Raw genomic sequence first — 24165 nt, 5'->3', positions numbered from 1 at the left:
CCGATAAAAATACAATGTTTTTGACTAATAAGAAAAGTTCCTATTTAAGGATAGATCCTTTTCTTATATTAGTCCCCCTTCAATGCTTTTAACGGCAAAGAGGTTACATATCCAATATACGAGAATAATTCTTTAAAGAAGAATGGTATTTCTGTATCTAACGTTTTATATGCTGATGTCGGCGTTGGTGAAGCATACGCTTCAATATTAATATGTTTTGCGATTCTCATTGCGCGTTTCATATGAAGTGGATCACTTACAATCGTGTATGTTTGTATGCCGTTCTCTATTCCAACTTGCTTCGCATTTTTTAAATTTTCTTCAGTGAAAAGGGATTTAGTTTCAATTAAAATATCTTCCTCTTTTACACCTTGTTTCATTGCATATACTCTTGCAGTACGTGCTTCCTCAAGTTCTGCCTCGAACTTTGTACCACCTGTAAAAATAATCTTTTTAATATTTCCGTTCTTATATAAAGAAATCGCATGATTAATTCTTTCTTTAAATACAGGAGATGGTTTTCCGTTCCATGAAGCTGCTCCTAGTACGATACCAGCATCCGTTTTCACGTCATCATTTGCTTTAAAACGATAACTCCAAATATCGTAAGCTGCATAACTTACATATAAAATAGCAGAACAAATCATTAGTAAAAATACTTGAAAGATTCGTCTTTTCTTACTCTTCTTATTTTCTTTCATTTGTAATTGCCTCCGTACATCATCCATACTTCTATAAAAAACATTTATATCAAATCGTTTTGTTTGAGTTTATTTAAAAGAAGGAACTTTACTTGTTATTTATGTATAAAAGGGTTTTCATTTAAAATTGAGGATTATCAATTCATTTTCATTTGCGGTTTTCATTACATTTTTTAAATTCATAAGTTTATTACCATACAACTACATTGTAACGAATTTTTTCTCAGAAGGGAACGATGAAACAAAAGGAATTAAAATAAAGTAGCATTTTGTAAGAAAAAAGGTATATTTTTCATATCTCACGAACAATATACCTTTCAAAACACGAATTATAACTTTTCTTTATACAACTCTAATTTTTCTAACAATTTTTCTTTTACGCTTGGCCATTCACTCGAGATAATACTGTACACCACCGCATCTCTCACATAACCATTCGGTAATTTTCTTTCATTTCGAAGCACACCCTCTTTTACTGCGCCTAACCTTTCAATTGCTCGTTGTGCTTTTTCATTTCTTGCATCCGTCTTAATTTGCACTCTCAGCATATGCAATTTTTCAAAAGCATACTGAAGAAGCATATACTTACACTCTGTATTTATACTCGTACGTTGCACACTCGGATGATACCACGTTTGCCCTAACTCAACTGTCTTATCTTCTACTGAAATATTATATAAACGTGTACTTCCTACAATCTTATTCGACTGTTGATCTACGACTATGAAAGGTATTTGAGTACCTCTTCCGTAACCCTTTATCGCTTTTTGAACGTATTGTTGCATATCTTGCACACTATCCATTTTAGAGATTAAATACGCCCAAATATCCCGATTTCCTTCTACAATCGAAAACAAAGTTTCGACATCAGTATTATCCATTAACCGCAACTTTGCTCTTTCGTGAATAATTTCCATTTTTAAGCCCCCTTTGTTGTTACTATATCATAAGAATCAAAAACGCATTATAAGAATAAAAAAATATAAAGAAAAGAATTCTTTTCAAATATATTCTTCTCGTATAAGGTAGGAAGACTCATCAGTAATCATTAAAAAAATAATTTTTTGATAATTTACAATAAATTCTTTTTTCAATGATAAACGGGAGGGGATAAAAAATGCTAGATCAAATTACTTTGGGAACGCCAGGCAGCTTATTATGCTTAGGATTCTTTTTTGCGGGACTAGGAATCTTCTTAAGAAGCGTTACGTCATATACGAAAAATAAATAAGAATATCCCGCTTTTAAACAAAAGAAGCCCTCTTTTTACAGACGGCTTCTTTTGTTTAACTTTATCTTATTAAAACTTCAAAGCAACAAATAAGCAATCGGCGTAATAATAAGCAACGTTAAAATCGTTCTCTGCACATACAGAATAATGAGTTCAGATACTTTTAACGGAATATCTGTTGATAATATACAAGGAATGGAAGCGGAGAAAAACAAAATAGATGATACGGAAACAACTGCAATAACAAACTTTGTCACGAGTGGTGCACTTACTACTAATAATGACGGTAAAAACATTTCTGCAATGCCAACTGATGCGGCTTTAGCAGCTAAGTCTGCTTCCGGTAATTGTAATAACCATGTAAACGGATAGAAAATATAACTGATCCAATCAAATATTGGCGTGAACTTCGCTAAGACGATACCAATTAATCCTACTGACATAATGGATGGTAAAATTCCCATTGTCATAATAAATCCGTCTTTTAAATTCACTGCAATATTTTTCATAATGCTCGGTGCAGACTTTGATACTTCTAACGCATCTTCCCAAGCACGTTCCAACATTTTCTCTTTATAAACAGGCTCTGGGAACCCTTCTTCTGTTACATATGTATCTGGTTTTCTACTAAGGGGCGGGATTCTTACGGTGATAGCAGTCACGATGAATGTTACAACAAGTGTAGTCCAAAAATAAACATTCCATAAATGCATAATATCTAATGTTTTTGCGATGATGATCATAAATGTAGCGGATACTGTAGAAAATCCTGTAGCGATAATCGCCGCTTCTTTTGTCGTATACTTTCCTTCTTTATACACGCGGTTCGTAATAAGAAGGGCAAGCGAATAACTTCCAACGAAGGACGCAACTGCATCAATCGCCGATCTCCCCGGCGTATTCCATAATGGCCTCATAATCGGACGACAAAATGTACCGATAAATTCAAGCAATCCATATCCGACTAATAACGCTAAAAACGCCGAGCCAATTGGAACGAGCAAACTTACTGATATGACTAGCTTCTCATACAAAAACGGCCCAATATCTGGCGCAAAGAACCAAGCTGGTCCTACTTTTAAACAATATAATATGCCAAAAACAACGCCAACTACTTTTAAAATAGAAAAACAAATGTCTACAATAGATGCATTCCATTTCTTCGTATAAAATGGATAAATCGCACCAATCGCCATAACAAATAATGCATAATAAGGTACTACGCCAGGAACCGAAGCCCTAATCCACGATACGATATGATCAATCATAATAGACGATGCACCGTTTATCGTAACAGGAACGAAAAACATAAACACTCCAACGAGACTAGCAAGTATAAACCGAAGAATAATCCCCTTCTCTCGCCCTGTCTTAATTACATTACTCTTTAATTCAATTTCACTCAAAATTCGACACCTCCCGTTATCTAAATATTCCGTACAATTATATTATATTCCTTCTTTCCATTTCTACTATTTAATCATATGAAAAAGCCTATTTTAAAATAGGCTTTTCTATTACCTCTCATAATCATCCACAATCACTTGAATGAAACGATACGACTCTTCTGCTACTTTTTCATTACTCTCCCTATTCGCATCATATGTAATTAACGCCTTCCAAAGTGCCCATCCTCTCGCTCTATTCCACGTTTCTTCATCCATGCGTAATACTTCTTTAAATACATTTCTACTATTTTCATCAAAAAACGTCCACGCCATCGCTGCATCACAAGCAGGATCTCCTACACCTAAAATACCAAAATCAATTACAGCACAAAGCTTTCCATCTTTAACGAGTAAATTCCCTGGCGCTACATCTCCATGAACCCAAACTGGCTTACGATCCCATGTTGAACTAAGTGCTACATTCCAAAGGTGTTTTAATAATGCCTCGTCAAAAACATCCTTATTATTTTCAATAGCAACTCTCGCCTCTTCATCATATACAGATATAAGTCCGCCTCGGTAAAAATTATGTGTTCCAGCTAAAGGTCCGTTACTCGCATTAATAGATTGCAATTCTACTAAAAAAGATCCTAAGTCCGCCGCAAATTCATTTAAATCCCGAACGTTTTGTTTCGTAACTGTTTCTCCCTCTATCCACTTATTAATAGACCAAGGCAATGGATACGCTTCAGACGGATTTCCTTTCGCAAGTGGGGTAGAAATCGGTAAAGAAAGCCCCTTATTTAATATAGGAAGCCAACTATTTTCTTTCTCTACTTGCGGTGCATATGCCACATCACTTGGCAATCTTACACTCATCTCATCCCCTAAGTGAAACGTCCTATTATCATACCCACTAAACTTTACAGGTTTCACTTCTAAATGGGCCCATTCAGGAAACTGTTCCTGTATTAACTTTTCAACTAAACTTACGTTAATTGGATGCATTCACATTCTCCTTTTCTTTTGAAACTTACTAAGCCCATCCGTACTTCCAACATATTCAAAACTATTTTTCTTATAAAAATCATTCAACGTACGATTATGCCCCACGCAATCTAACTTCAAATACTCTTTATCACATTGCACATTCTCTTCTACCCACCGTAAAATCCATTCTCCTATTCCATTTCCCTTATACTTCCGTTTCACCGCAAATCTATGAATATATAATGAATTAGAAACTTCCTCTTTACCAAAAATATGTTCATCCCATTCATTTTGTTTAGGAGAAACTGTAACCGTACCAACTATTTCAGCTTCTTTCAGAACAACATATGTATATTTCTCTCTTATACATTCTAGTATTTCAGCCGTAGCTTCCTCTCCTAAAAGATACTGCCACTGATCCACTTCTTTATATTGTAGCCATTGTGCTACCTCTTTTAATAAAAGGATAATACTATCACTTTCATTTTCAGTAGCAATTCGAATTGCATATTCTTTACTTATATTTCTCTCCATATTGCCTTTCCCCTTTCAAATTGCTACCATACTGACAAACGAGTCCTTCCATCATTTTCATCTGTAATATATTCTACATAAAATCCTTGATTCACTGCGTTTTCATACATTAATTCAATCGATTTTTGATCTTTCGCATAAATTTGTATGTATTGAGCATCCACCGCTAATACAACTACCTCACACTTGCTTTCCTTAAACTCTTCGTATGTTTCAATATCTATCGCTATTTCTCCTTTAGGATATGCTTTTAAATCTGCAAAAATAAGATAATATATGTTGTCTTTAACTAACTTTTTCAACGCTAACCCTTCCACTACACTTGGTTCTTCTGGAAATAATGCCTCATCCAATTCACCACGTGCTATTAAGTAGGACTCCTCATCCCTCACTCGCCAATCAAATACAGTAATATCAATTGGCTTTAATACTTTCCAAAGTAAATTATCATATCCATCTAGAATATCTACTGTAATCCCTCTTTTCATATGTCTGCTCCTAGCTTATTTATTTTTGTTCTATACATTATATATCAAATTTAATTACTATATTTTGTCGATACATAAGTACATCATAAAAAAACCGCTCCACTACTAGCGAAACGGTTTCCTTCTACTTACATTTACATATCTTATTCAATCGTTGCACTGCGTTTTAAAATAACTTCTAATATATTCACCACATCAGTCATTCTTAATGCTCACTTCGACTTCACGAAGTAATATAAAAACCATACTGCATGATTTTGTTCATCCGCAGCTATTCTCCGTAACAACTCTTTCAAATGTACATCCGATGTCTCATCTGAAATTTCCAAATAAAAATCTACTGTTTTTTGTTCATCTTGTATAGCGAACTCTAATCCTTGTAAATACGTATTTGGGCAGTCTTCAGTAATTTGTGGTTTTGGCTGCCTACCAGTTAAGTTCGTATAAATTTGTACAAAGTTGTGGAAATGCTTTATTTCATCATTACGAATTTCAAGAATTTGTTTTTGTTCTACTTGATTTGGAGCCATATTCGCTAATTTTGCATAGCAGCTTATAGCGCTATACTCTCCATTTATAGCTTTTTCAATATCACTAATTAACTTATCATTCTGCCTATACCAATCATAATAATTCGAATTATACATCATATCCCCCCATACTTTCGCTTAACATTTTATGCATTTAGAAATAGTAGGAGCCTGTGTATATAACGGGACGGCTTTAGATTGAAAGAAAAGTTTGAGAAAAGGGTCTATTTTGTAAAGGAATTGCTTATTCATAAAGTGAAACTATAATCAGTGGGGATTTTACTACACGGCAAATAGCGGATAAAATATCACTATTTTTTTGTACGCTGTTGCTATAAATTCGCGAATGAATCAGGTTTCCAACCAGATGTGGTGTTGAGATGCGAAGCTATTATGAATCCAGTCATATAACTAGGAGGTACCACTATGCCATCTTTATTTAAAACTATGGCCTTCCAGCTGAAAACCGAAAGACTTGAGCTTAGTATGTGGGAGGAATCCGATTCCGTTTGGCTGAGCAAATTAATTGGCGAACGTGGCGTGGACATTCCAGCCGTTGATTCCGTTCGTAACCGGCTTATTGAGATGCGCAAGAAGGCAGACGAAAATGGTATTTCCCTTCTCACTATTCGAAGGAGAGACGAAGGCGATTTCATTGGGTACTGTGGCTTAATTATCGGTCGTTCCACACTTGAAGAGCCGGAGATTGCATACGAGTTGTTCCGCAGCGCTCATGGTAAAGGTTATGCGACTGAGGCCGCATCTGTTGTACTGGACGCGGCGATTGCTACTGGGCGCCAAAGACTTTGGTCGACTGTAGGTGCTTGGAATATCGCTTCCCTCCGGGTACTAGAAAAGATAGGATTTAAGCGGCATCACAGTACGTGGGATGATGAACGTGGTGAGATTGTTTGGAACGTACGCGATCTTTAAAGATTTCGCCTTAATTCTAAACACTACACTTTTCAACAATCAAGCATTTACATTGAGAAAAAATCACAAACAAGCCGTTTCACTAATTAGTGAAACGGCTTGTTTTTAAGCGTTCAATTCTGTTTTATGCCCTTTTACTACACTACGTTTGAGTGCAGTTGCTAATATAGTAACCATACTTACTATACCAATCCAAACGAGTACAGTAACAGGTGTATTCCAGCTTAACCCTTTTCCGAAGAAGAAGATTTCTCTTAGGCCTTCAATCATAAATTTCATTGGTAACCATGAGTAAACCCAGTCTTGATAAAACGGAGACAACATCTCAGGTGCTAATGATAATAACGGTGCCCCGAAGAATAGTAATAAAGCGAATAAACCGATTCCTTTTAGCCCAACTAATGATAGTACTGCAGATATCATTAAGAAGAAACTAAAAGAAGTAATGGATAAGAATAGAGCTGTATCCGTGAAGTTCGAAATATTTAACCCTACCATCCCATCTGCAATCCATGTAAGACCAAACCCAATTACAAGTGTCGCAATAGCTCCTGTTACGATTTGTTTTACTTTTAACAGAAAGTTTTCTTTTCTTGAGCTTACTGGCATTTTACTAATCGCAATAAAAATAATCGCTGCACTAGCTAAACTTGCAATCCATAACGGCTGGAATAATGATATTGGTGAGTTACCGTTCGCACTATTTTTGCCGACCTCATTCACATTTTTGACGTTCTTTACAATAGGTGTTACTAATTTCTCAGCTTGATCTGTTGTTACAGTAGCTCCTTTTGCTTTCAACCCTTCTAATATTTGTGTACGAACAGTATTGTTCATATTATCAACAATCGCCTGTAATATTTGCCCTGCCATAGTTGATGCAGCCGTATTCATTCCTTGATTAATATATATTTCTATCTCAGGTGAAGATGGCTGTGGTGTTCGTAACGACGCTTGTTTTGCGCTAAATTCTTTCGGGATGACTAATGCCGCGTAATACTCTTTATTGTTTAATCCCTTTTGAACGGCTTCTTTATTTTTTACTTCTACCCACTTCACTGCGGGTTCTTCCTCTGATTTCGCTGTTTTTTTCATGTTATCAACGATCGTTTGCCCCATATTCATTTTCGGTTGATTTGGAATTTCTACACCTTGATCCTCATTTACAATTGCAATTGGCAAGTTTTTCGGCTGCGGTTGAACAGTTGGAAATAGCGTTAATGAAAAAATAAAAACAACAAGTAGTGCAATAACTGGTGATAAAAATAAAAGTTTATTTTTAAACATTTTCTTTTCTCCTCCCTTAATTTGATCTATAATAACCAACAACGTGTTGTTTATTTATATTTTGAATTATATGTTCGAGTTGAACCTTATACAATAATCAAAAATCGTGAATGTGTTGGTTATAAGACACATTTTCCAAATGTGTTGAGTAAAATTAAGGAGGGATATGCTTTGCGCGATAATAATTTAGATTTGCGTGTTGTTCGTACGAAAACTGCCATACGAAATGCATTGGTGGAGCTAATTGAAGAAAAAGGTTTTGACGCCATTACAGTGAAAGATATTACAACGAAAGCAAACATTAATCGCGGTACTTTCTATGCGCACTATCAAGATAAATTTGATTTAATGACAAAATGCCAAGAAGACATTATGTACGAGTTTTCTAGCATTGCTAAACAGAAATTCCCGGAAGTTATTGCTGACCTTGGATCAAATCCTTCTCCAACAATGCCATTTATACTTATCACTTCTATTCTTGAATTTCTAAATGAAAATAGTGATTTTATGAGAGCTGTACTAAGTCCGAAAGGAGATTTATCTTTCCAAACAAAACTGAAAGACTTTATGTGGAAAACATTATTTGAAGATACGAATGGTCCTCTCATTAATAAGGAGAATTTACTTGTTCCAAGCGAATATTTAACTTCTTATATGGCATCTGCACATATAGGTGTCATCCAACAATGGTTAAATAATGGACAAAAAGAAACACCTGAGGAGATTGCTCGCTTTTTATCAACAATCGCAGTTCATGGACCTTTTTATGCTGCTGGCTTAAAGAAATAAGCCCGCTTGCTTAGTAATTTCTATTATTTTATTAATAACTTGAAATTTATGTTTCTGTAAAAAAAGCTGTTGAAAGGACTCCCCTTCAACAGCTTCTACATTATTAACGATATAAACGAACTGCACCTGCAGAATTATCATCTGCTTGTCCAACTACTTCAAATTTCAATCCAAATTTCGGTAATTTACGTCCTGCATCTGGGATTAAATCATTTATATACAATTTAGAGTCATCAAACTTCGTTACACCTGGTAATCCTTTGTAATCATATGTTCCGCGTGTTGGAGATACCACTTTCCATGCTGGCGTTTGGTTAAGGGAGAACGCAGCATCTGCGATTTGGAATCGTGTACTATTTTTAACAGTTGGTTTGCCGTTTAGTGTTCCAACAATTGCCTCTGGGTGAGAGTCAACAACTCCTAAGAAACCTTCACCTGGATGTAAACCAACCCAATTATCTGTAAAGCTAGAGTCTGCATACCATACTAGCAGACCTGTATTATATGGTACACCACTGCTATATTTTAACGCTTGATCAGCACCAGCATAGTTTCTCCACTCTAAATAGTAGTTATGCTTCTTCTTATCAAAACCGTCTGCTACAACAAAACCATTTAATTTAAATTTCGTTTCGCCTTCTGCATCATCAGAGAACACAACATTTCCATCTACAGTTAATGTAGCATTATCAAAAGTAAAACCGGTCGGCGCTAAACCACCATCTGTAATGTATTCGAATACTAATTTTACTTTTTGACCTTTGAATTTGCTTAAGTCATAAGACTTATCTACCCATTTACCATCTGTTGTGTCTAGACCATTTTTCACATTTTTTTCACCAATTCGATCCACTAACGTTTTCGTACCATCTTCTTTCACTGCATGTACTTCAAGGAAGTCATAATCCGTTTCAATTTCATACATTGATTTATAATCAAACCTCGCATTTGTTGCATTTGTTAAATCAAACACTGGCGTTTCTAATGTTGTATGAAGGTTATCACCTTTTGTACTATAGTAGTACTTCTTACCGAATGCAGGCTGAATACCTTTCACCTCTTTATCTGGTAAGTTAACACGAATCAGACCAGGACGATTTGATTTCGTTACACTTTGATCTAAATACGTCGCATAGCCAATACCACGATTTAATTTATTATAGTCAACCTCTACAATATTGGCCCAGTTTCCACCTATGTTCTTTTGAAAGAACTCTTTGTTTTGCGGAGAGAAACTCGGTGGCGTTGTTCCTGCAATTTTACCAGCCCAGCTACCGCCACTCATAACAGACCAGGAGTTAATTGGCTCACCTGCTCCTGTGTACTTCGTATCATACTCATCTGGAAGACCTAAATCATGACCAAATTCATGTGCGAATACACCAACCGCTCCGTCTTCTGGCTCAATTGTGTAGTCGTATGCTGCCATCTTACCGCCCCAGTTATCAACTTTTGCTTTTGTTCCTTCAATTGGATATGGTGTTCCAAGGTGCCAACGATGTGACCAAATTGCATCATCACCTAGTCTACCACCGCCCCCATCTTGCCCAACTCCAGCGTGAATGACCATTAAGTGATCAATCAGACCATCTGGTTCATTTTTATTGCCATCACCATTATTGTCATATTGATCGTATTCGTCAAATTCAGATAAATCAATACCACTTTCTACAGCCGCATTTAATGCCTCTTTTACAAAATCACGAGGTCCTTTTGGTCCCATATTATCATGACCGCCATCTCCTGCATCTGCGCCATAATCTGCCGCATTACCAGGAACTGTCAACCACTTTGTTACTGTGCCATCTACTGTATAACTACCACCAGATTGCTCTTCATAATATTGTTTAAATGTTGGTACTTTTGAACCATCAAAGAGTGTAAATGGCTCATTACCAAATAACATTTTTTGATAATGTTCTGGATTAAAATCATTTGAATACATATAACCTGGTACTTGATCAATATTGTTATGCTTAAAGTCCGCAAACTCTACTAGCAATACGAGAACTTTATCTTTACGAACATCACCGTTATATTGTTTTTGCTTCGCTGAAGTAGTTGGTACTTGGCCGTTTAATCCCCCTTTAACCGGCTCTTGTCCCGCTACTGGACCACTAGCAGGTTGATCTGCTTTTTCTTTCTCATCTGCTTTTGCATCTTTAACTTTTTTCAAAAAGTCAGCCGCTTCTCTCGTAACACTATCCCCCGCTGCTGGTTCTTTTCCCGCATTTTCTCCTTTTTTCTTCTCTACGTATTTTTCAACAGCTTTTAATGTGTCTTCTTTCGACGTAGATTCATTAATTACACCGCGTTTCTTGAGCGCATCTGCTAAACGCTCCTCTTGAATTAAATTTTCATCAATCGGACTTAAAGTTCCTCCATTAGACGGCGTTGCCGCATAAACAGATTGACCCCCATACCCAAATGTGCAACTAAGCACAGCTGCCGCCGCAAGCGTAGACAGCACTTTAAAAGGTTTTTTCTTCATCCCTATTCCTCCCCAATATTAAATACGATACAACGTTTATATATTACGGAAAATTCAGAAAATTATCAATGCATTGTCTGAATTTGTAATATTTTTGAAAAAATCCTTTGTTTTAGATGAACATACATTCTGATTCATCAATATTTCAGAAAATATTGATGAAAGTTGATAAAACTATTAAAATCATAAAGAAATCGTCCACTATATTTAGTGGACGATTTCTTTATTTATCTAAAATACAACTACAACACTTCAATATATCCTTCTGTTCCATGTACCCGAATTCGTTGCCCGTCTTTTATTAGTTTCGTAGCGTTCTCTACTCCAACAACTGCTGGCAGGCCATACTCACGTGCAATCACTGCTCCGTGCGTCATAAGCCCGCCGACTTCAGTGACTAACCCTTTTATAGAAACAAACAAAGGTGTCCACCCAGGATCGGTAAATGCCGTAACTAATATATCTCCATCTTCCAAATTCGCGTCTTCCATGTTTAAAATAACGCGTGCTCTCCCCTCAACCACTCCAGAAGAAACAGGCAAACCTACAATTGCTTCAGCCGGGAGATTTTCGCGTTTGTACTTACCTGTAATGATTTCTCCATCAGACGTGATAACACGCGGAGGTGTTAGTTTTTCATATAATTTGTACGCATTTTTTTGTTTATGAATAATCTTGTAATCTAGTTTATTTGTGCGGACGACTTCGTGAAGTTCTTCAAAAGTTAGATAGTATATATCTTCTATTTCATCCAGAACATTATTTTGCACAAGTTTCTCTGCTTCTTTCAGTAATGCCTGCTTATATATGAAATAACGATGAATCATGCCGTATTTCGGATATTCACGATAACCGATGAAATTGCGGAGGTTACAAATCATTCTCTTCGTCTCTTCTACTTTTTGTTCCCCATCCGGCAAGTGCTGCAATCGCTCTAACAGCTCTGCTTCTTTTTTCAAAGCTTCCTGCAGCCCTTCTTCAAACTTCCGCTTACTAGCACCATATTCAAAGTCTCTTATATGATTTAAAATCATCGGTATAATTGTAGCTGGCTGTTCACTCCAGCGCGTTTTCGTAATGTCAATTTCTCCGCTGCATCTCATTCCATATTTATTTAGAAAGGCATCGATTGCATCCCGAACTTTTTCCCCGCCTTTAAACTGAATTAATTCATCTAAAAATCTGTCATCTTCTACATGCTGTAAATACGCAATGACTTCCGGATACGGCCGGATCACATCTGCCACATCCAATAACGCTAGCCCCATTTCTGACGTAATATTATGTTGTACAGATTGTGAAAGTACATCTGCTGCATTCTTTTCCCCTAGCCATTGTTCTATTTTTTCATTGATCCATGATAAAGCATTCATACCTGCCATAATTACAGCCATACTTTGCGGATCAAATAATATTTTCTTTAATTGCTGGATATCTTCTAAAATAAAACTAAGTACATCTGATCCTGATTTCATTTGAATGTTTTGTTTTAACTCTTCGATCGATGCTTCACTATTCTTTATTAAATCCGTAACGATTGCTGGATCATTTTCGATTTGTGGTTGTGAGCCTGCAGGCGGCATTCTCTTACTATTTTCTTTTTCATCATCCGGTAACAATTTGATAAAATTATCTCGCTCTATTACAGTCATTAATGCATCTTTAATAAGCGGCTCCGACTCACCTATTGTATTTAATAAAAACTCCCTACTTGCAGGTGAAGCCAATCTTTGTGCAACATCAACAAACAACCTTCCCCCAGCTTGAAACCTTGGTCCGAAAGATGTTAACTGAAATAAAGACATTCCTAATGGCTTCAAAGGATCAGTCATCATTTGCTGGTGACCGACCGATACATATACGTGATTTTCCCCATCATTTACTTCTGGAATTGGATATAAAGTCGTAATCGGCCTACTTTGGACTATATAAAATGTATCATCAACTAAGCACCATTCAATATCTTGCGGACAACCAAAATAAGCTTCGATTTGTCTTCCGATGCGTGCTAGTTGTAAAATTTGTTGTTCAGTAAGTGTTTGAACTTTTTGCTGATTAGGAGAAATTTTCTTTCTCTCTGTTCCGCCTTCTTTTCGTCCATAGATGGCTAATTTTTTCGTTGCGATGACCTTTTCGACGATTTCGTCTTCTTTTACCTTATAATTATCGGCAGAAACCAATCCAGATACTAGCGCCTCGCCAAGTCCAAAGCTGGCATCGATTGACAACACCTTCCTATTCGAAGTAATCGGATCCGCAGTAAATAAAATCCCTGAAGCCTCAGGGAAAACCATTTTTTGAATGACAACACATATAGAAACTTGATTATGATCAAAACCGTTTTGCATTCGGTATATAACCGCCCGATCTGTAAACAAAGAAGCCCAGCATTTTTTAATATGCTGCAAAATGTTTTCTTTTCCCATAACATTTAAATACGTATCTTGTTGACCAGCAAACGAGGCATACGGTAAATCTTCAGCAGTAGCACTCGAACGCACTGCATATGCATGTTCATCGCCAAAGTGCGAGAGATAATGAGCTACTGATTCCACTACATCAACTGGAATTTCCACCGCCATAATGACTTCTCTAATCTGCTTACTAATTTCACCAATTCGATCTCGTTCCTCAATTTTTAGCATTGCTAATTGATTCAATAAAGTTTGAAACGCTCCATTTTTTCCAATGGCCTGTTCATACCCTACCGTTGTAACACAAAATCCTTCTGGCACTTGTATCCCTTGAATATTGGATAACTCCCCTAAATTCAATCCTTTTCCACCAACGAGAAAAAGCTGCGTTTTTTCTATTTCCTGAAAATCGAGAACGAAAGAACTCATTTGGCACCTCTCCTTACTATTCATGTGTTCTTGATTGTAACAGTAGTAAATGAGAAGAAACAGTCTATTTCGAACGTAAATTACATGCTATAATTAAGTTAGGAAGAGATCATCACTTCTATTTCCCCTCTAATTCACTTCAATTACATCACCAAACTTAAACATTCTTTTATTATGAAAAGCAATCATTAGACATAATGGATTTCTATCGACATTTGTTATGTGTTTTTTATATAAATCCATATTGTAATATCTTTATAAATCTTTTATTAAGCCATAAATTCGCCTCGAAAAATAGTAGAATCTGTGACTTTAAAAGCAATATTTTTTGTTTGCACTTTATATAAATTGATATGAATCCCTCTTAATTCTAGGACTAAATTATTGTTTTTTAATCTCATATTAATTCTTTTCTAAAATTCGTCAAAATGAATTTTCAAGATTAGGGAACTATAATGTCGTATTAAAATATATTAAGGGGGAGAAAAATTGGACAATGAAATGAATTATGGAAGTGATTACAAGTTTATTCCAGCAACTTCAATTGAGAGTGGTCACGGCATCGAAGTATTACCTGATTTATTTTGTTACACGATTCAAATCGTCAATATATGCTTTGTTGGAAATCCGCATACCAATGATTTTGTTTTAGTTGATGCTGGAATGCCTAAATGTGCAAATGAAATTATCTCTATTGCTGAGGATCGATTTGGTACCAATAGTCGCCCAAAAGCAATTATTTTAACTCACGGCCATTTTGATCATGTTGGGGGAATAATTGAACTCATCAAGTATTGGGATGTTCCCGTCTATGCACATCAAATGGAGATACCATTCCTGACCGGACAACAAAGCTATCCAGAACCAGATCCTACAGTTGAAGGTGGTATGGTAGCGAAAATGTCTCCTCTGTTCCCAAACGAACCAATTGACTTAGGAAATAACGTAAAAGCGCTACCCATCGATGGAACTGTTCCCCATATGCCAGAGTTTAGATGGATTCATACACCAGGACATACTCCAGGGCATATTTCATTATTCCGAGAAAAAGACCAAACTTTAATCGCTGGGGACGCTTTTGTTACAGTGAAACAGGAGTATCTGTATAAAGTAATAACTCAAGAACAGGAAATAAGCGGTCCGCCTCGTTATTTAACAACAGACTGGAAAGCTGCTAAAGAGTCAGTTATTAAGCTAGAGAAGTTAAAGCCTCTAACCGCTGTTACTGGACATGGGGTACCTATGTCGGGTGAATTGCTATCAACAAGCCTCAAAACACTCGTTCAAGAATTTGATAAAATTGCTGTGCCTGATTACGGAAAATATATAGATAAAAAGATGCATTAAACGCGAAAATACTTTGTTTATTTTTATATTAACGAATCAGAATATGATACAAAATCAAAACACCAAAAATATTAAGTTTAATATGAACAAAACTGTACTTAGGCAACCTCTCTATTATAAGAATGGAACTACCCTTTATGAATAAAGCTCGATATTCCGCAAATACTATCCATAGTATAAGCCTGCTTCTTACCCAGGTTGTACTTCTTACCATTAAAGGGTGATTAAAACGGGTTACGCTATATAAAAGCATAATCCGTTTTTAATGAAATATTTTATTCCATATACGTTTAAACAATGGAGGAAAATGATGAAACATATTGTTGCTTTATTAATTAAGTACACAGCGATAACTGCAGTATTGCTAATCATGCTCAGTATCTTTCAAGGCATTTCAATTCCTAGAGTATTACTAATTTCTCTTTTTCTTACGGGAACTGCCTATTTAATCGGAGATCTCTTCATTTTACCTAAATACGGAAATGCGATTGCTACAATGGCAGATTTCGGTTTAAGCTTCTTTGGAATTTGGTTATTAACATCCTTGTTTACTAATTTAGATGCTACTCATAATATTGGATTTTCTTCATTTATAGCCGCTTTAATTATTGGTGGAACAGAAGTTTTCTTCCACATTTATATGAAGAGGCTAGTGCTACGTAACGACGATAAATTAACAAATCACAATCATATTCAACATAATAAATATGCTATAGAAATGTCAGATGAATATATAGATTCTTCCACCATAAATAAATCCAAGCTTAAGGATACATCTAAAAAATAAAAAAGTGGCCAACGCCACTTTTTTATTTTTGTTTATTACGCTTGGTCAGAATTTCTTACATGTAATGGAGGTGGAACTACCCATCCCTTTTTCTTACTTAAACGTAGCAGAGTTACACCTGCCTGCGCTTTTTTCATATGAAATTGTCCGAATAGCATACCTACATCTTCTCGAAGGCATTTTCCCATTACTTGACTACATGTCACAAGTCCAGCTGCTAATCCTGTAGAAACAGCTGCAGCAATTTCAACATCATTAATACGTGCTCCAGGAGGAATGTCTTCGATAGATGCAACTGGTCGTTCTGGAGGAGCAGGCGGTAAAGCGACCCCATTAATCTTTAAAAGAGCTTTTAATTCTTCTATTTCCGAATTCATATCATTTTCAATTAAGCCTTCTAAAAACTTCTTCAAATCTTCATCACCTGTGTGATTCATAAATACTTGATGGCTTGCAATTGCACCCTGTGCAGCAAGAAGATAACTCCAAATGTCAAATACTTCTCCGTAATGTAAAGGTTCATTTTGAGGATTTCCACTTAATATACCCATTTTTAAATTCCTACCTTTCGAAAATATCATAATAAATATTGATTTCAATATTGAAATCAAATTTTTAAGTATGCTTTTTCCTGCAAAAGATTTTCTACTATGCATGGAAAACACCTTTCCAACACTGCGTGTTTATTGTTTAGGAAAGTAGTTTACAAATTAAATACTCAAAGATTATGAAAGAAGATTATCAATAATCTTTGAGTGAGAATCTGTTTAATATAAGGTTTTTTATTTTTATGAATACACAAAAGAAATTGATTTACATATTTGCTATATTTTAAGCCAATTTACTTAGCGGTTAGCTCTACCACCAAGTTGTTGTTCTGCCATTGCTACTAAACGTTTTGTAATTTCACCACCAACAGATCCGTTTGAACGAGCTGTTGTATCTGCACCAAGTTGTACACCAAACTCTTGTGCAATTTCATATTTCATTTGATTAAGAGCTTGTTCAGCGCCTCGAACTAATACTTCATTACGACTTCCACTATTATTTTTTCCCATATTGTTTCACCTCCGATGTTTTTAATATGCTACAAATTACGAAAAAATAATTATCCTTTTTATGGAAATTAGATTATGAATAAAAATTGATTTTTTTCTTAAAGTAGGGCAAAACATATAAGAAAGAATAACTGATATAACATACTTTCATAACAACACTATGTATACTTTCTAATTCCCTTCAGTAAACAAAAGAAAGATTTCTATTTCACCAAGAGATTAAATAAAATTATGTTTTGAGACATAACCCAAAAGGAGATATGAGATGAAGGCTGTAACCTATCAAGGACCAAACCAAGTACAGGTTAAACAAGTGGATGATGCAAAATTAGAGAAAAAAGATGATATTATTGTAAAAATTACTTCAACCGCTATTTGCGGTTCTGATTTACATTTATATCAAGGCAACATGCCCTTACCTCAAGGATACATTATCGGCCATGAACCAATGGGAATCGTTGAAGAAGTCGGGCCAGATGTCACTAAAGTGAAAAAAGGCGATCGTGTTGTCATCCCATTCAACGTTTCTTGTGGACATTGTTTCTATTGCCAACATGAAATGGAAAGTCAATGTGATAACTCAAACCCTCATTACGATTCTGGTGGATACTTTGGTTATACAGAGAAATTTGGTAATCATCCGGGCGGACAAGCAGAATATTTAAAAGTTCCTTTTGGAAATTTCACTCCATTTGTTATACCGGAATCATGCGAACTTGAAGATGAATCCCTACTATTTCTATCAGATGTTTTACCAACAGCCTATTGGAGTGTAATAAACGCAGGCGTTAAGCCAGGTGATACTGTTATCGTCCTTGGTTGTGGACCTGTTGGATTAATGACACAAAAATTCGCTTGGATGCAAGGTGCTAAACGTGTAATTGCAGTGGATTACTTAGATTATCGGATGAATTATGCAAAAAAGATTAACAATGTTGAGGTATTTGAGTTTACAAAATTCCCCGATATGGGAGAACATTTAAAGGAAATTACACGTGGCGGTGCTGATGTAGTTATTGATTGTGTGGGGATGGATGGAAAAAAATCGCCTCTAGAATTTCTGGAACAAAAATTAAAATTACAAGGTGGAACTCTCGGTCCTATTCAAATCGCTACGAAAGCCGTAAGAAAATATGGAACGGTTCAAATGACCGGCGTTTATGGTGGCAATTATAACGCCTTTCCACTCGGTGCATTTTGGGTTAGAAATATTAATCTTAAAATGGGACAAGCACCTGTCATTCATTTTATGCCGGAACTATTTGAAAAAATAACAAATAAAGAATTTGATCCAAAAGAGATTATTACACACAAAATTCCCCTTGAAGAAGCGAGTTATGGTTATCAGATTTTTAATAATCGTGAAGACGACTGTATAAAAGTCATTCTGAAGCCTTAAAGCTACAATTCATTATTCTTAATGAAAAGATAAGATTACATTTCGTAATCTTATCTTTTTTTATTAAATGCTAAGTATCTATCCCCTATTTTCATCTCACATCTAAAATAGTTATTTTCAAAAACTTTGCATTTTGAGGTAATAAATAATTGGTAAAAACATGAATTAAAGTATTAAGTAACCAAATAGCGGACACGATAACAATGTTAACTAACTTAAAAGTGATGTTGATTATATTGCTGCTCCTCTTAATTTTGTTTCTATGAACTATTAAACGCCACTGTTACTTACTTATAATCTCCCTACCTCTATTCACATATAAAATCCCTATATTGTAAACAAAGAGGAGGGACTTGTCCCCCCTCTTCTTTTAATTTTTCTTTAAAAGAGTTGCTCCTGCAATCCCTGGATGTGTCATTTCGAATGGATCTAGAATTAACTCTAAGTCTTCTTGTGACAATACACCATTTTTCACACAAAGTTCTCGAACGGATTGCCCTGTTGCAATTGCTTCTTTCGCAACGCGAGCTGCTGCTTCATAACCGATATGAGGGTTCACGGCTGTAATAATTCCTACACTTTTCTCAACATACTCTTTTAAGCGATCTTCATTCGCTTCAATTCCTTTTAAGCAATTATCTGTAAAGGCACGGAAACCGTTATTCATAATGCTAATCGATTGCAGTAAGTTGAAAACAAGTACTGGTTCCATCACGTTTAATTCTAATTGTCCTGCTTCTGAAGCAAGGCAAATTGTATGATCATTACCTATTACTTGGAACGCAATTTGATTAATAACTTCTGGCATAACAGGGTTTACTTTCCCTGGCATAATAGATGAACCTGGTTGACGAGCTGGTAACATAATCTCTGCTAAACCAACACGTGGACCTGATGCCATTAAGCGAAGGTCATTCGCAATTTTAGACATATTCATCATACATACTTTCAGTGCTGCAGATACTTCTGTGTATGCATCTGTATTTTGCGTTGCATCTACTAAGTCTTCTGCACCAACTAGTGGTAGTTCACTAATTGCAGCTAAATGTTTTACAACCGCTTCAATATATTCTGGATCTGCATTTAAGCCTGTACCAACTGCAGTTGCTCCCATGTTCACTTCATATAAGTGTTGACGTGATTGCTGAATTCGTTTCATATCACGTTCAAGTACACGAGAGTACGCCTTAAATTCTTGTCCAAGGCGAATTGGCACAGCGTCTTGTAAATGTGTACGACCCATTTTAATCACATGATCGAACTGTTCTGCTTTTAATTCAAATACATCGTGCATATAACCCATCGTTTGTAATAAACCTTCTAATGCGTTTAATGTAGCGATATGAATCGCTGTTGGGAATGCATCGTTTGTTGATTGCGCCATGTTTACATGACTATTTGGACTAATATAATGATAGTCTCCCTTTTCCATCCCTAATAATTCAAGAGCACGATTGGCAATGACTTCATTTGCATTCATGTTCATTGAAGTACCCGCTCCGCCTTGGATTGGATCTACGATGAAATGATCATGCCATTTTCCATCAAGAATTTCTTGAGCAGCCTCTGCGATCGCACCGCCCTTGTTCAATTCCAATCTTCCTACATCTGTATTCGCAAGCGCTGCTGCTTTTTTTACAATTGCGAACGCTCTAATTAAACTTTCATGAATTTTATACCCTGTAATCGGGAAATTTTCAACAGCGCGTAAAGTCTGAATTCCGTAATATGCCTCAATAGGTAATTCCTTTCCTCCCAAAAAATCATTCTCCACTCGCACGTTCTTGTTTGTCATTGCCATTTTAATTTATCCCCCATATTAAATGTAAAACCTAAATAAATCATATGAAGTCATTACCAATCCTTATCAGATTTTATTGTTAAATCGTAGGCTAAAGGCTCTTCAATAATTTTTTTAATCTCTTCTAATTTATTAGTTTTCCCAAGCGCCCACATCAATTTTGCTATGATGGCTTCCGTATTCATATCTCCAGACAATATTACTTGATGTTGCGCCACTTTCCGTCCTACTTCATAGAGAAGTATGTCTTCTCCTTCTTCCAGGCATTGAGTAGTAATCACTACAGCAATCCCCATTTCAGTCAACTCTTGAATTTTCGAAAGCAAGTTCCTTCCTTCAAAAGGTAATCCACCGTTTCCAAAACTTTCAATAATAATCCCTTTATACAAATCTTTTAAACAATCAAATACCTCAGGCTTTGTACCTGGATACAATTTCATAAGAAAAACATCCGTACATAAATTAGTATTTATTGAAAGTTCACTATGTGAGGAAGTTGGCTTCCAATGATATTTCACCTCATCTTCATTTACCTCAGCAACATATGGATAATTCACACTTTCAAATGCATCATAACTTTTTGTTCGCATTTTAACTGCTCTCGTCCCAATAATCACCCTACTATCAAAAACAATAAACACACCGCCAACATCCTCACAGGCAAACCTAAGAGCATCAGCTACATTTTTTTTTGCGTCTGTCTTTTTAAAACTAATAGGTACTTGTGAACCTGTTAAAACAACTGGTTTTCTTAAACCTTGCAGCATATAAGATAACGCAGAAGATGTATAAGCTAACGTATCCGTTCCATGTGTAATCACAAACCCGTCATAGTCATCATAGTGATTAAAAACAGCATTAGCTATTTCTTTCCAGTGCTCAGGTTGCATATTGGTACTATCAATATTCATTAAGATTTTGCAATCTATTTCTAAGTTTCGAGAAGACTTCGAAAAATAATTCAATAATTCCTCAGCGGACAATCCTGGAACAAGCCCCTCATTCCCCTCCACAGATGCAATTGTCCCACCAGTTGCAAGTAATAAAATTTTCTTCATACACAACCCCTCCATAAAATAAACAACGATATATCGTTCGCGTAATGCGTATTTATATTTATCATTATAGAACTTAATTTGAATTAATCAAGATTTTGTATTCAATACGCGTACTTTTTTTCTATTCTTGATTCTTTTTCTATGTTATAATTAATTTAATAAAATTAGATGGGGTATGAGACGAATGCTGGAACGTTTATCTAAATTAAGAAAAAATCAAAAATGGTCCTTACAAGAGACAGCAGATCGACTTGGGATTGCGAAAAGCACCTATGCCGGGTATGAAAATGGTTATAGATTACCTTCATTACAATCTTTATCAAAAATAGCCGATTTATTTGATACATCTGTAGATTATATATTAGGCCGAATTGAACATTCACATCAAAACAAAGATGTAATTGATATTACAAGACTCCTAAACGATCCAGATCCAACACTTTTAATAGATGGAGAAGCACTGTCAACAGAAGAGATAATAGATTTTATTGCTTTTGTGAGAAGTAAACGAGAACTAAGTTCCAAGAGAATAGAAAATATTGAACCAACATGTAAAAGTTGATTCAATAAAAAACGAAGACACTGTACTCTTTAAACTTAGAAATACTTAGACAATTAATTTGCAAACGGTTTATATAATGAATTCTTAGCAGCTAGCCTCATTCGGGGACTTATACTTGGAAACAATCCCATTGGTTATATGATTCAATTATTTTTCATCATTGTATAGTGGTAGCAGCTATTTTCGGAGGTTTCACATCCAATAAATCAATTATCATGAAACAAGGATTTCTCGCTATTTTAGCGTTGCTTGCCCTTTTATCTGTCATATAGAACTAAAACTTTTCAATAAAGGAACTCACTTTTGAAGAATACGCCATTCTTTCTGTAGATTTATAAGAAAGAATGGCGTTTTTGTATGTCTATTTCTGTATCGAAAGAATTTGAAAGTATAACAGAATTTAAACAAGAATTAGCAAAGTATATAAAGTACTATAATCATGAAAGAATCAAGGAAAAATAAAAGGAAATGAATCCAGTATTGTACTAGGCTCATTCCCTAGAGGCTACTTAATAAACCGACCTTTCTAACTTTCGGGGGCACAGTCTAGTTGAAGTGCTACAAGCAACGAATTTACTACTTTAAAGTTAAGTGTTTAACCTTGAAGTACTGAAATTCTTTTTTTCCAGACAAAGCATACATTATATCTTGATGCTTTATTGTCCTCTTATAATTATGTGGTATCGGGAATTTGTTTCGTTGTTCTTTTATTATAATTATGATTACTATAAGTGATAAAGCTACAGGTATAAAAACGATTAACAAAGCATCTTACTATTTATGAAATTCTTTGTTAATCGTTTCTCTTCTCCCTAATCTCCTGCGAGACTATATTTTTTTATTAAAATTTCCCATATCTTATTTGATTTATTCTGTAACACCAGATTGGGTTACTTTTACATCAGCTGTTACACGAAAACGTAAATGTTTATAGGATTCTTCCCATTCTTGACTGTTCCATTTTCTTACGTGAGTTCTACCAAGCTTTCTAAGTCCTATAGGATCTGTGTCTTTTTTAATAAATCTCTTTATCAATGTAGTTGCTTTTTTTTCTATTTCTTTTTCCATAATTTTTTCTAATTTTTTTATTTCTTTAGGATTATCTAGATTTTTTGTTTTTGTAAATTCTTGAATTTCAGCTTTAACTTGAATATGAGCATTTACGAATGGATGCTTACTATTCCCCTCCATCTTATATTTTGTTCTAGCTTTTATATTCTCTATCGTGGCGTAAGTATTTGAGGAACCAGGTAGTTTGAATTGGTATGTACCTTGTTTAAAATTATCTGTCAACAATTTAAATACAAATAAATCTTTAGGGTTTACTTTATCAACCATTTTACATCTTTTAAAAAGGGCTATTCCATCTAACTCCAACACATTACCTTTTTTAGATATTATCGGTAAATATGAATCTCTCGCATCATCATTAAGTTGGTTTAAAAACATAAAAAAATTTGTTTTTGGCTGCGTTCCATTATCCATATTTTGCTCCAGTAAAGAGGATAGATAGGAAGCAATTTCTTTTTCTTCAGAATAATTCCCCTTTAATAGTGATTCCCCTTTTACATTTGTAATTGCTAAATAAATTGCATTTCCTACACTAGGATTTCGGTTCAAAGTCTCTAAAATTTCCTGCATTCCCTTATCAATTATTTTTTCATTAAATATAATAACACGCAATTGCCCCAACTCTAGAGGTCCAGAAGATTTTTCGGATGCTCTTGCAAGAACTTCTCTACCAGTCTGGCCTGATGCTGAATAGATTTTCGTTTCACCTTCCCCGCCTCCTTTATAAGCTGAAATCGCAAAGGTTCCTTTTAGCTTACCTTTTGCTTCGGTATCATATGCCGCAACTTGAACTAAGTCAATGTCATCCACAATTTTCGTTTTAGCACAACCTATTAAGAAGACACTTACTATAAGGAAAAGTATCCATCGCTTCATG

The 24165-nt window shown here is 35.4% G+C and carries 21 protein-coding genes and 3 pseudogenes; 8 read left to right on the top strand and 16 right to left on the bottom strand.

Annotated features, from left to right (window positions below; all coding sequences use genetic code 11):
- Nucleotides 1-68: 68 nt before the first annotated feature.
- From ACTFN4_RS13980 to ACTFN4_RS13950, 7 genes are all read right to left on the bottom strand, one after another.
- Nucleotides 69-701 carry a YdcF family protein gene (locus ACTFN4_RS13980; RefSeq protein WP_000662215.1) on the bottom strand — a complete coding sequence of 211 codons (633 nt, stop codon included), beginning with the start codon at nt 699-701 and terminating at the stop codon, nt 69-71.
- A 329-nt stretch (nt 702-1030) separates the two neighbouring features.
- The gene (locus ACTFN4_RS13975; RefSeq protein WP_000402586.1) at nt 1031-1618 is read right to left on the bottom strand and encodes a GNAT family N-acetyltransferase; all 588 of its coding nucleotides are present in this window, start codon (nt 1616-1618) and stop codon (nt 1031-1033) included.
- Nucleotides 1619-2009: 391 nt separating this feature from the next.
- Nucleotides 2010-3338, bottom strand: coding sequence for a YjiH family protein (locus ACTFN4_RS13970; RefSeq protein ID WP_001289416.1), 1329 nt, complete (start codon nt 3336-3338; stop codon nt 2010-2012).
- Between the two features lie 111 nt (nt 3339-3449).
- Nucleotides 3450-4328 (bottom strand): aminoglycoside phosphotransferase family protein, encoded by an 879-nt coding sequence (locus tag ACTFN4_RS13965; RefSeq protein ID WP_000553375.1) that lies wholly within the window; start codon nt 4326-4328, stop codon nt 3450-3452.
- On the bottom strand, nt 4329-4844 hold the full coding sequence (locus tag ACTFN4_RS13960) for a GNAT family N-acetyltransferase (protein WP_000440749.1): 516 nt from the start codon (nt 4842-4844) through the stop codon (nt 4329-4331).
- 23 nt (nt 4845-4867) lie between these two features.
- The gene (locus ACTFN4_RS13955; protein WP_000820201.1) at nt 4868-5332 is read right to left on the bottom strand and encodes a DUF2691 family protein; all 465 of its coding nucleotides are present in this window, start codon (nt 5330-5332) and stop codon (nt 4868-4870) included.
- 212 nt (nt 5333-5544) lie between these two features.
- The gene (locus ACTFN4_RS13950) at nt 5545-5979 is read right to left on the bottom strand and encodes a ferritin-like domain-containing protein (protein ID WP_000282831.1); all 435 of its coding nucleotides are present in this window, start codon (nt 5977-5979) and stop codon (nt 5545-5547) included.
- A gap of 309 nt (nt 5980-6288) precedes the next feature.
- On the opposite strand from ACTFN4_RS13950, the gene ACTFN4_RS13945 reads away from it, so the two are divergent.
- On the top strand, nt 6289-6795 hold the full coding sequence (locus tag ACTFN4_RS13945) for a GNAT family N-acetyltransferase (protein ID WP_001139523.1): 507 nt from the start codon (nt 6289-6291) through the stop codon (nt 6793-6795).
- A gap of 105 nt (nt 6796-6900) precedes the next feature.
- Here the strand turns inward: ACTFN4_RS13945 and ACTFN4_RS13940 are convergent, their stop codons facing one another.
- Entirely contained in the window at nt 6901-8082 is a 1182-nt protein-coding gene (locus ACTFN4_RS13940) for a YhgE/Pip domain-containing protein (protein ID WP_000475842.1), read from the bottom strand.
- A 171-nt stretch (nt 8083-8253) separates the two neighbouring features.
- Here ACTFN4_RS13940 and ACTFN4_RS13935 point away from each other — a divergent pair, with 171 nt between their 5' ends.
- The gene (locus ACTFN4_RS13935) at nt 8254-8871 is read left to right on the top strand and encodes a TetR/AcrR family transcriptional regulator (protein WP_001205505.1); all 618 of its coding nucleotides are present in this window, start codon (nt 8254-8256) and stop codon (nt 8869-8871) included.
- A 103-nt stretch (nt 8872-8974) separates the two neighbouring features.
- On the opposite strand, the gene ACTFN4_RS13930 is transcribed toward ACTFN4_RS13935, so the two are convergent.
- Complete coding sequence (locus ACTFN4_RS13930; RefSeq protein ID WP_000728991.1) at nt 8975-11362, bottom strand: immune inhibitor A domain-containing protein; 2388 nt, start codon at nt 11360-11362, stop codon at nt 8975-8977.
- A 242-nt stretch (nt 11363-11604) separates the two neighbouring features.
- Nucleotides 11605-14205 carry a phosphoenolpyruvate synthase gene (ppsA, locus tag ACTFN4_RS13925; RefSeq protein ID WP_135811526.1) on the bottom strand — a complete coding sequence of 867 codons (2601 nt, stop codon included), beginning with the start codon at nt 14203-14205 and terminating at the stop codon, nt 11605-11607.
- 489 nt (nt 14206-14694) lie between these two features.
- Between ppsA and ACTFN4_RS13920 the strand changes: the two genes are divergently transcribed.
- Both ACTFN4_RS13920 and ACTFN4_RS13915 read left to right on the top strand, forming a co-directional pair.
- Nucleotides 14695-15552: an MBL fold metallo-hydrolase gene (locus ACTFN4_RS13920; RefSeq protein WP_086384921.1), complete on the top strand. Its 858-nt coding sequence runs from the start codon at nt 14695-14697 to the stop codon at nt 15550-15552.
- A 310-nt stretch (nt 15553-15862) separates the two neighbouring features.
- Nucleotides 15863-16339, top strand: coding sequence for a YndM family protein (locus ACTFN4_RS13915; protein WP_000680674.1), 477 nt, complete (start codon nt 15863-15865; stop codon nt 16337-16339).
- Between the two features lie 35 nt (nt 16340-16374).
- On the opposite strand, the gene ACTFN4_RS13910 is transcribed toward ACTFN4_RS13915, so the two are convergent.
- Nucleotides 16375-16890: a DUF3231 family protein gene (locus tag ACTFN4_RS13910; protein ID WP_001986359.1), complete on the bottom strand. Its 516-nt coding sequence runs from the start codon at nt 16888-16890 to the stop codon at nt 16375-16377.
- Nucleotides 16891-17184: 294 nt separating this feature from the next.
- Nucleotides 17185-17397, bottom strand: a complete 213-nt coding sequence (sasP, locus tag ACTFN4_RS13905) for a small acid-soluble spore protein, SasP family (protein ID WP_439962454.1) — start codon at nt 17395-17397, stop codon at nt 17185-17187.
- Between the two features lie 265 nt (nt 17398-17662).
- On the opposite strand from sasP, the gene ACTFN4_RS13900 reads away from it, so the two are divergent.
- Nucleotides 17663-18796 (top strand): zinc-dependent alcohol dehydrogenase, encoded by a 1134-nt coding sequence (locus ACTFN4_RS13900; RefSeq protein WP_000649086.1) that lies wholly within the window; start codon nt 17663-17665, stop codon nt 18794-18796.
- A gap of 370 nt (nt 18797-19166) precedes the next feature.
- On the opposite strand, the gene aspA is transcribed toward ACTFN4_RS13900, so the two are convergent.
- Both aspA and ansA read right to left on the bottom strand, forming a co-directional pair.
- Entirely contained in the window at nt 19167-20597 is a 1431-nt protein-coding gene (aspA, locus tag ACTFN4_RS13895; protein WP_001251924.1) for an aspartate ammonia-lyase, read from the bottom strand.
- Nucleotides 20598-20650: 53 nt separating this feature from the next.
- Nucleotides 20651-21655, bottom strand: coding sequence for an asparaginase (gene ansA, locus ACTFN4_RS13890; RefSeq protein ID WP_000722302.1), 1005 nt, complete (start codon nt 21653-21655; stop codon nt 20651-20653).
- A gap of 184 nt (nt 21656-21839) precedes the next feature.
- Between ansA and ansR the strand changes: the two genes are divergently transcribed.
- From ansR to ACTFN4_RS13875, 3 genes and pseudogenes are all read left to right on the top strand, one after another.
- Nucleotides 21840-22217 (top strand): HTH-type transcriptional regulator AnsR, encoded by a 378-nt coding sequence (gene ansR / locus ACTFN4_RS13885; RefSeq protein WP_000893569.1) that lies wholly within the window; start codon nt 21840-21842, stop codon nt 22215-22217.
- Between the two features lie 57 nt (nt 22218-22274).
- Nucleotides 22275-22489 (top strand): annotated as a pseudogene (locus ACTFN4_RS13880) (DUF1304 domain-containing protein); the annotation flags it as partial.
- A 103-nt stretch (nt 22490-22592) separates the two neighbouring features.
- Nucleotides 22593-22679: pseudogene (locus ACTFN4_RS13875) on the top strand (IS3 family transposase); the annotation flags it as partial.
- A gap of 125 nt (nt 22680-22804) precedes the next feature.
- Here the strand turns inward: ACTFN4_RS13875 and ACTFN4_RS13870 are convergent.
- Together ACTFN4_RS13870 and ACTFN4_RS13865 are read right to left on the bottom strand one after the other, a co-directional pair.
- A pseudogene (locus ACTFN4_RS13870) lies at nt 22805-22937 on the bottom strand (excinuclease ABC subunit C); the annotation flags it as partial.
- Nucleotides 22938-23084: 147 nt separating this feature from the next.
- The gene (locus tag ACTFN4_RS13865; RefSeq protein WP_000832874.1) at nt 23085-24164 is read right to left on the bottom strand and encodes a Ger(x)C family spore germination protein; all 1080 of its coding nucleotides are present in this window, start codon (nt 24162-24164) and stop codon (nt 23085-23087) included.
- Nucleotide 24165: the final 1 nt, after the last annotated feature.

Origin of the sequence: Bacillus cereus group sp. MYBK95-2 (assembly GCF_051915225.1) — a bacterium.
Classification (GTDB): Bacteria; Bacillota; Bacilli; order Bacillales; family Bacillaceae_G; genus Bacillus_A; species Bacillus_A cereus.
The sequence above is the reverse complement of the archived record's forward strand: the minus strand, read 5'-3'. Positions and strand labels throughout refer to the sequence as shown.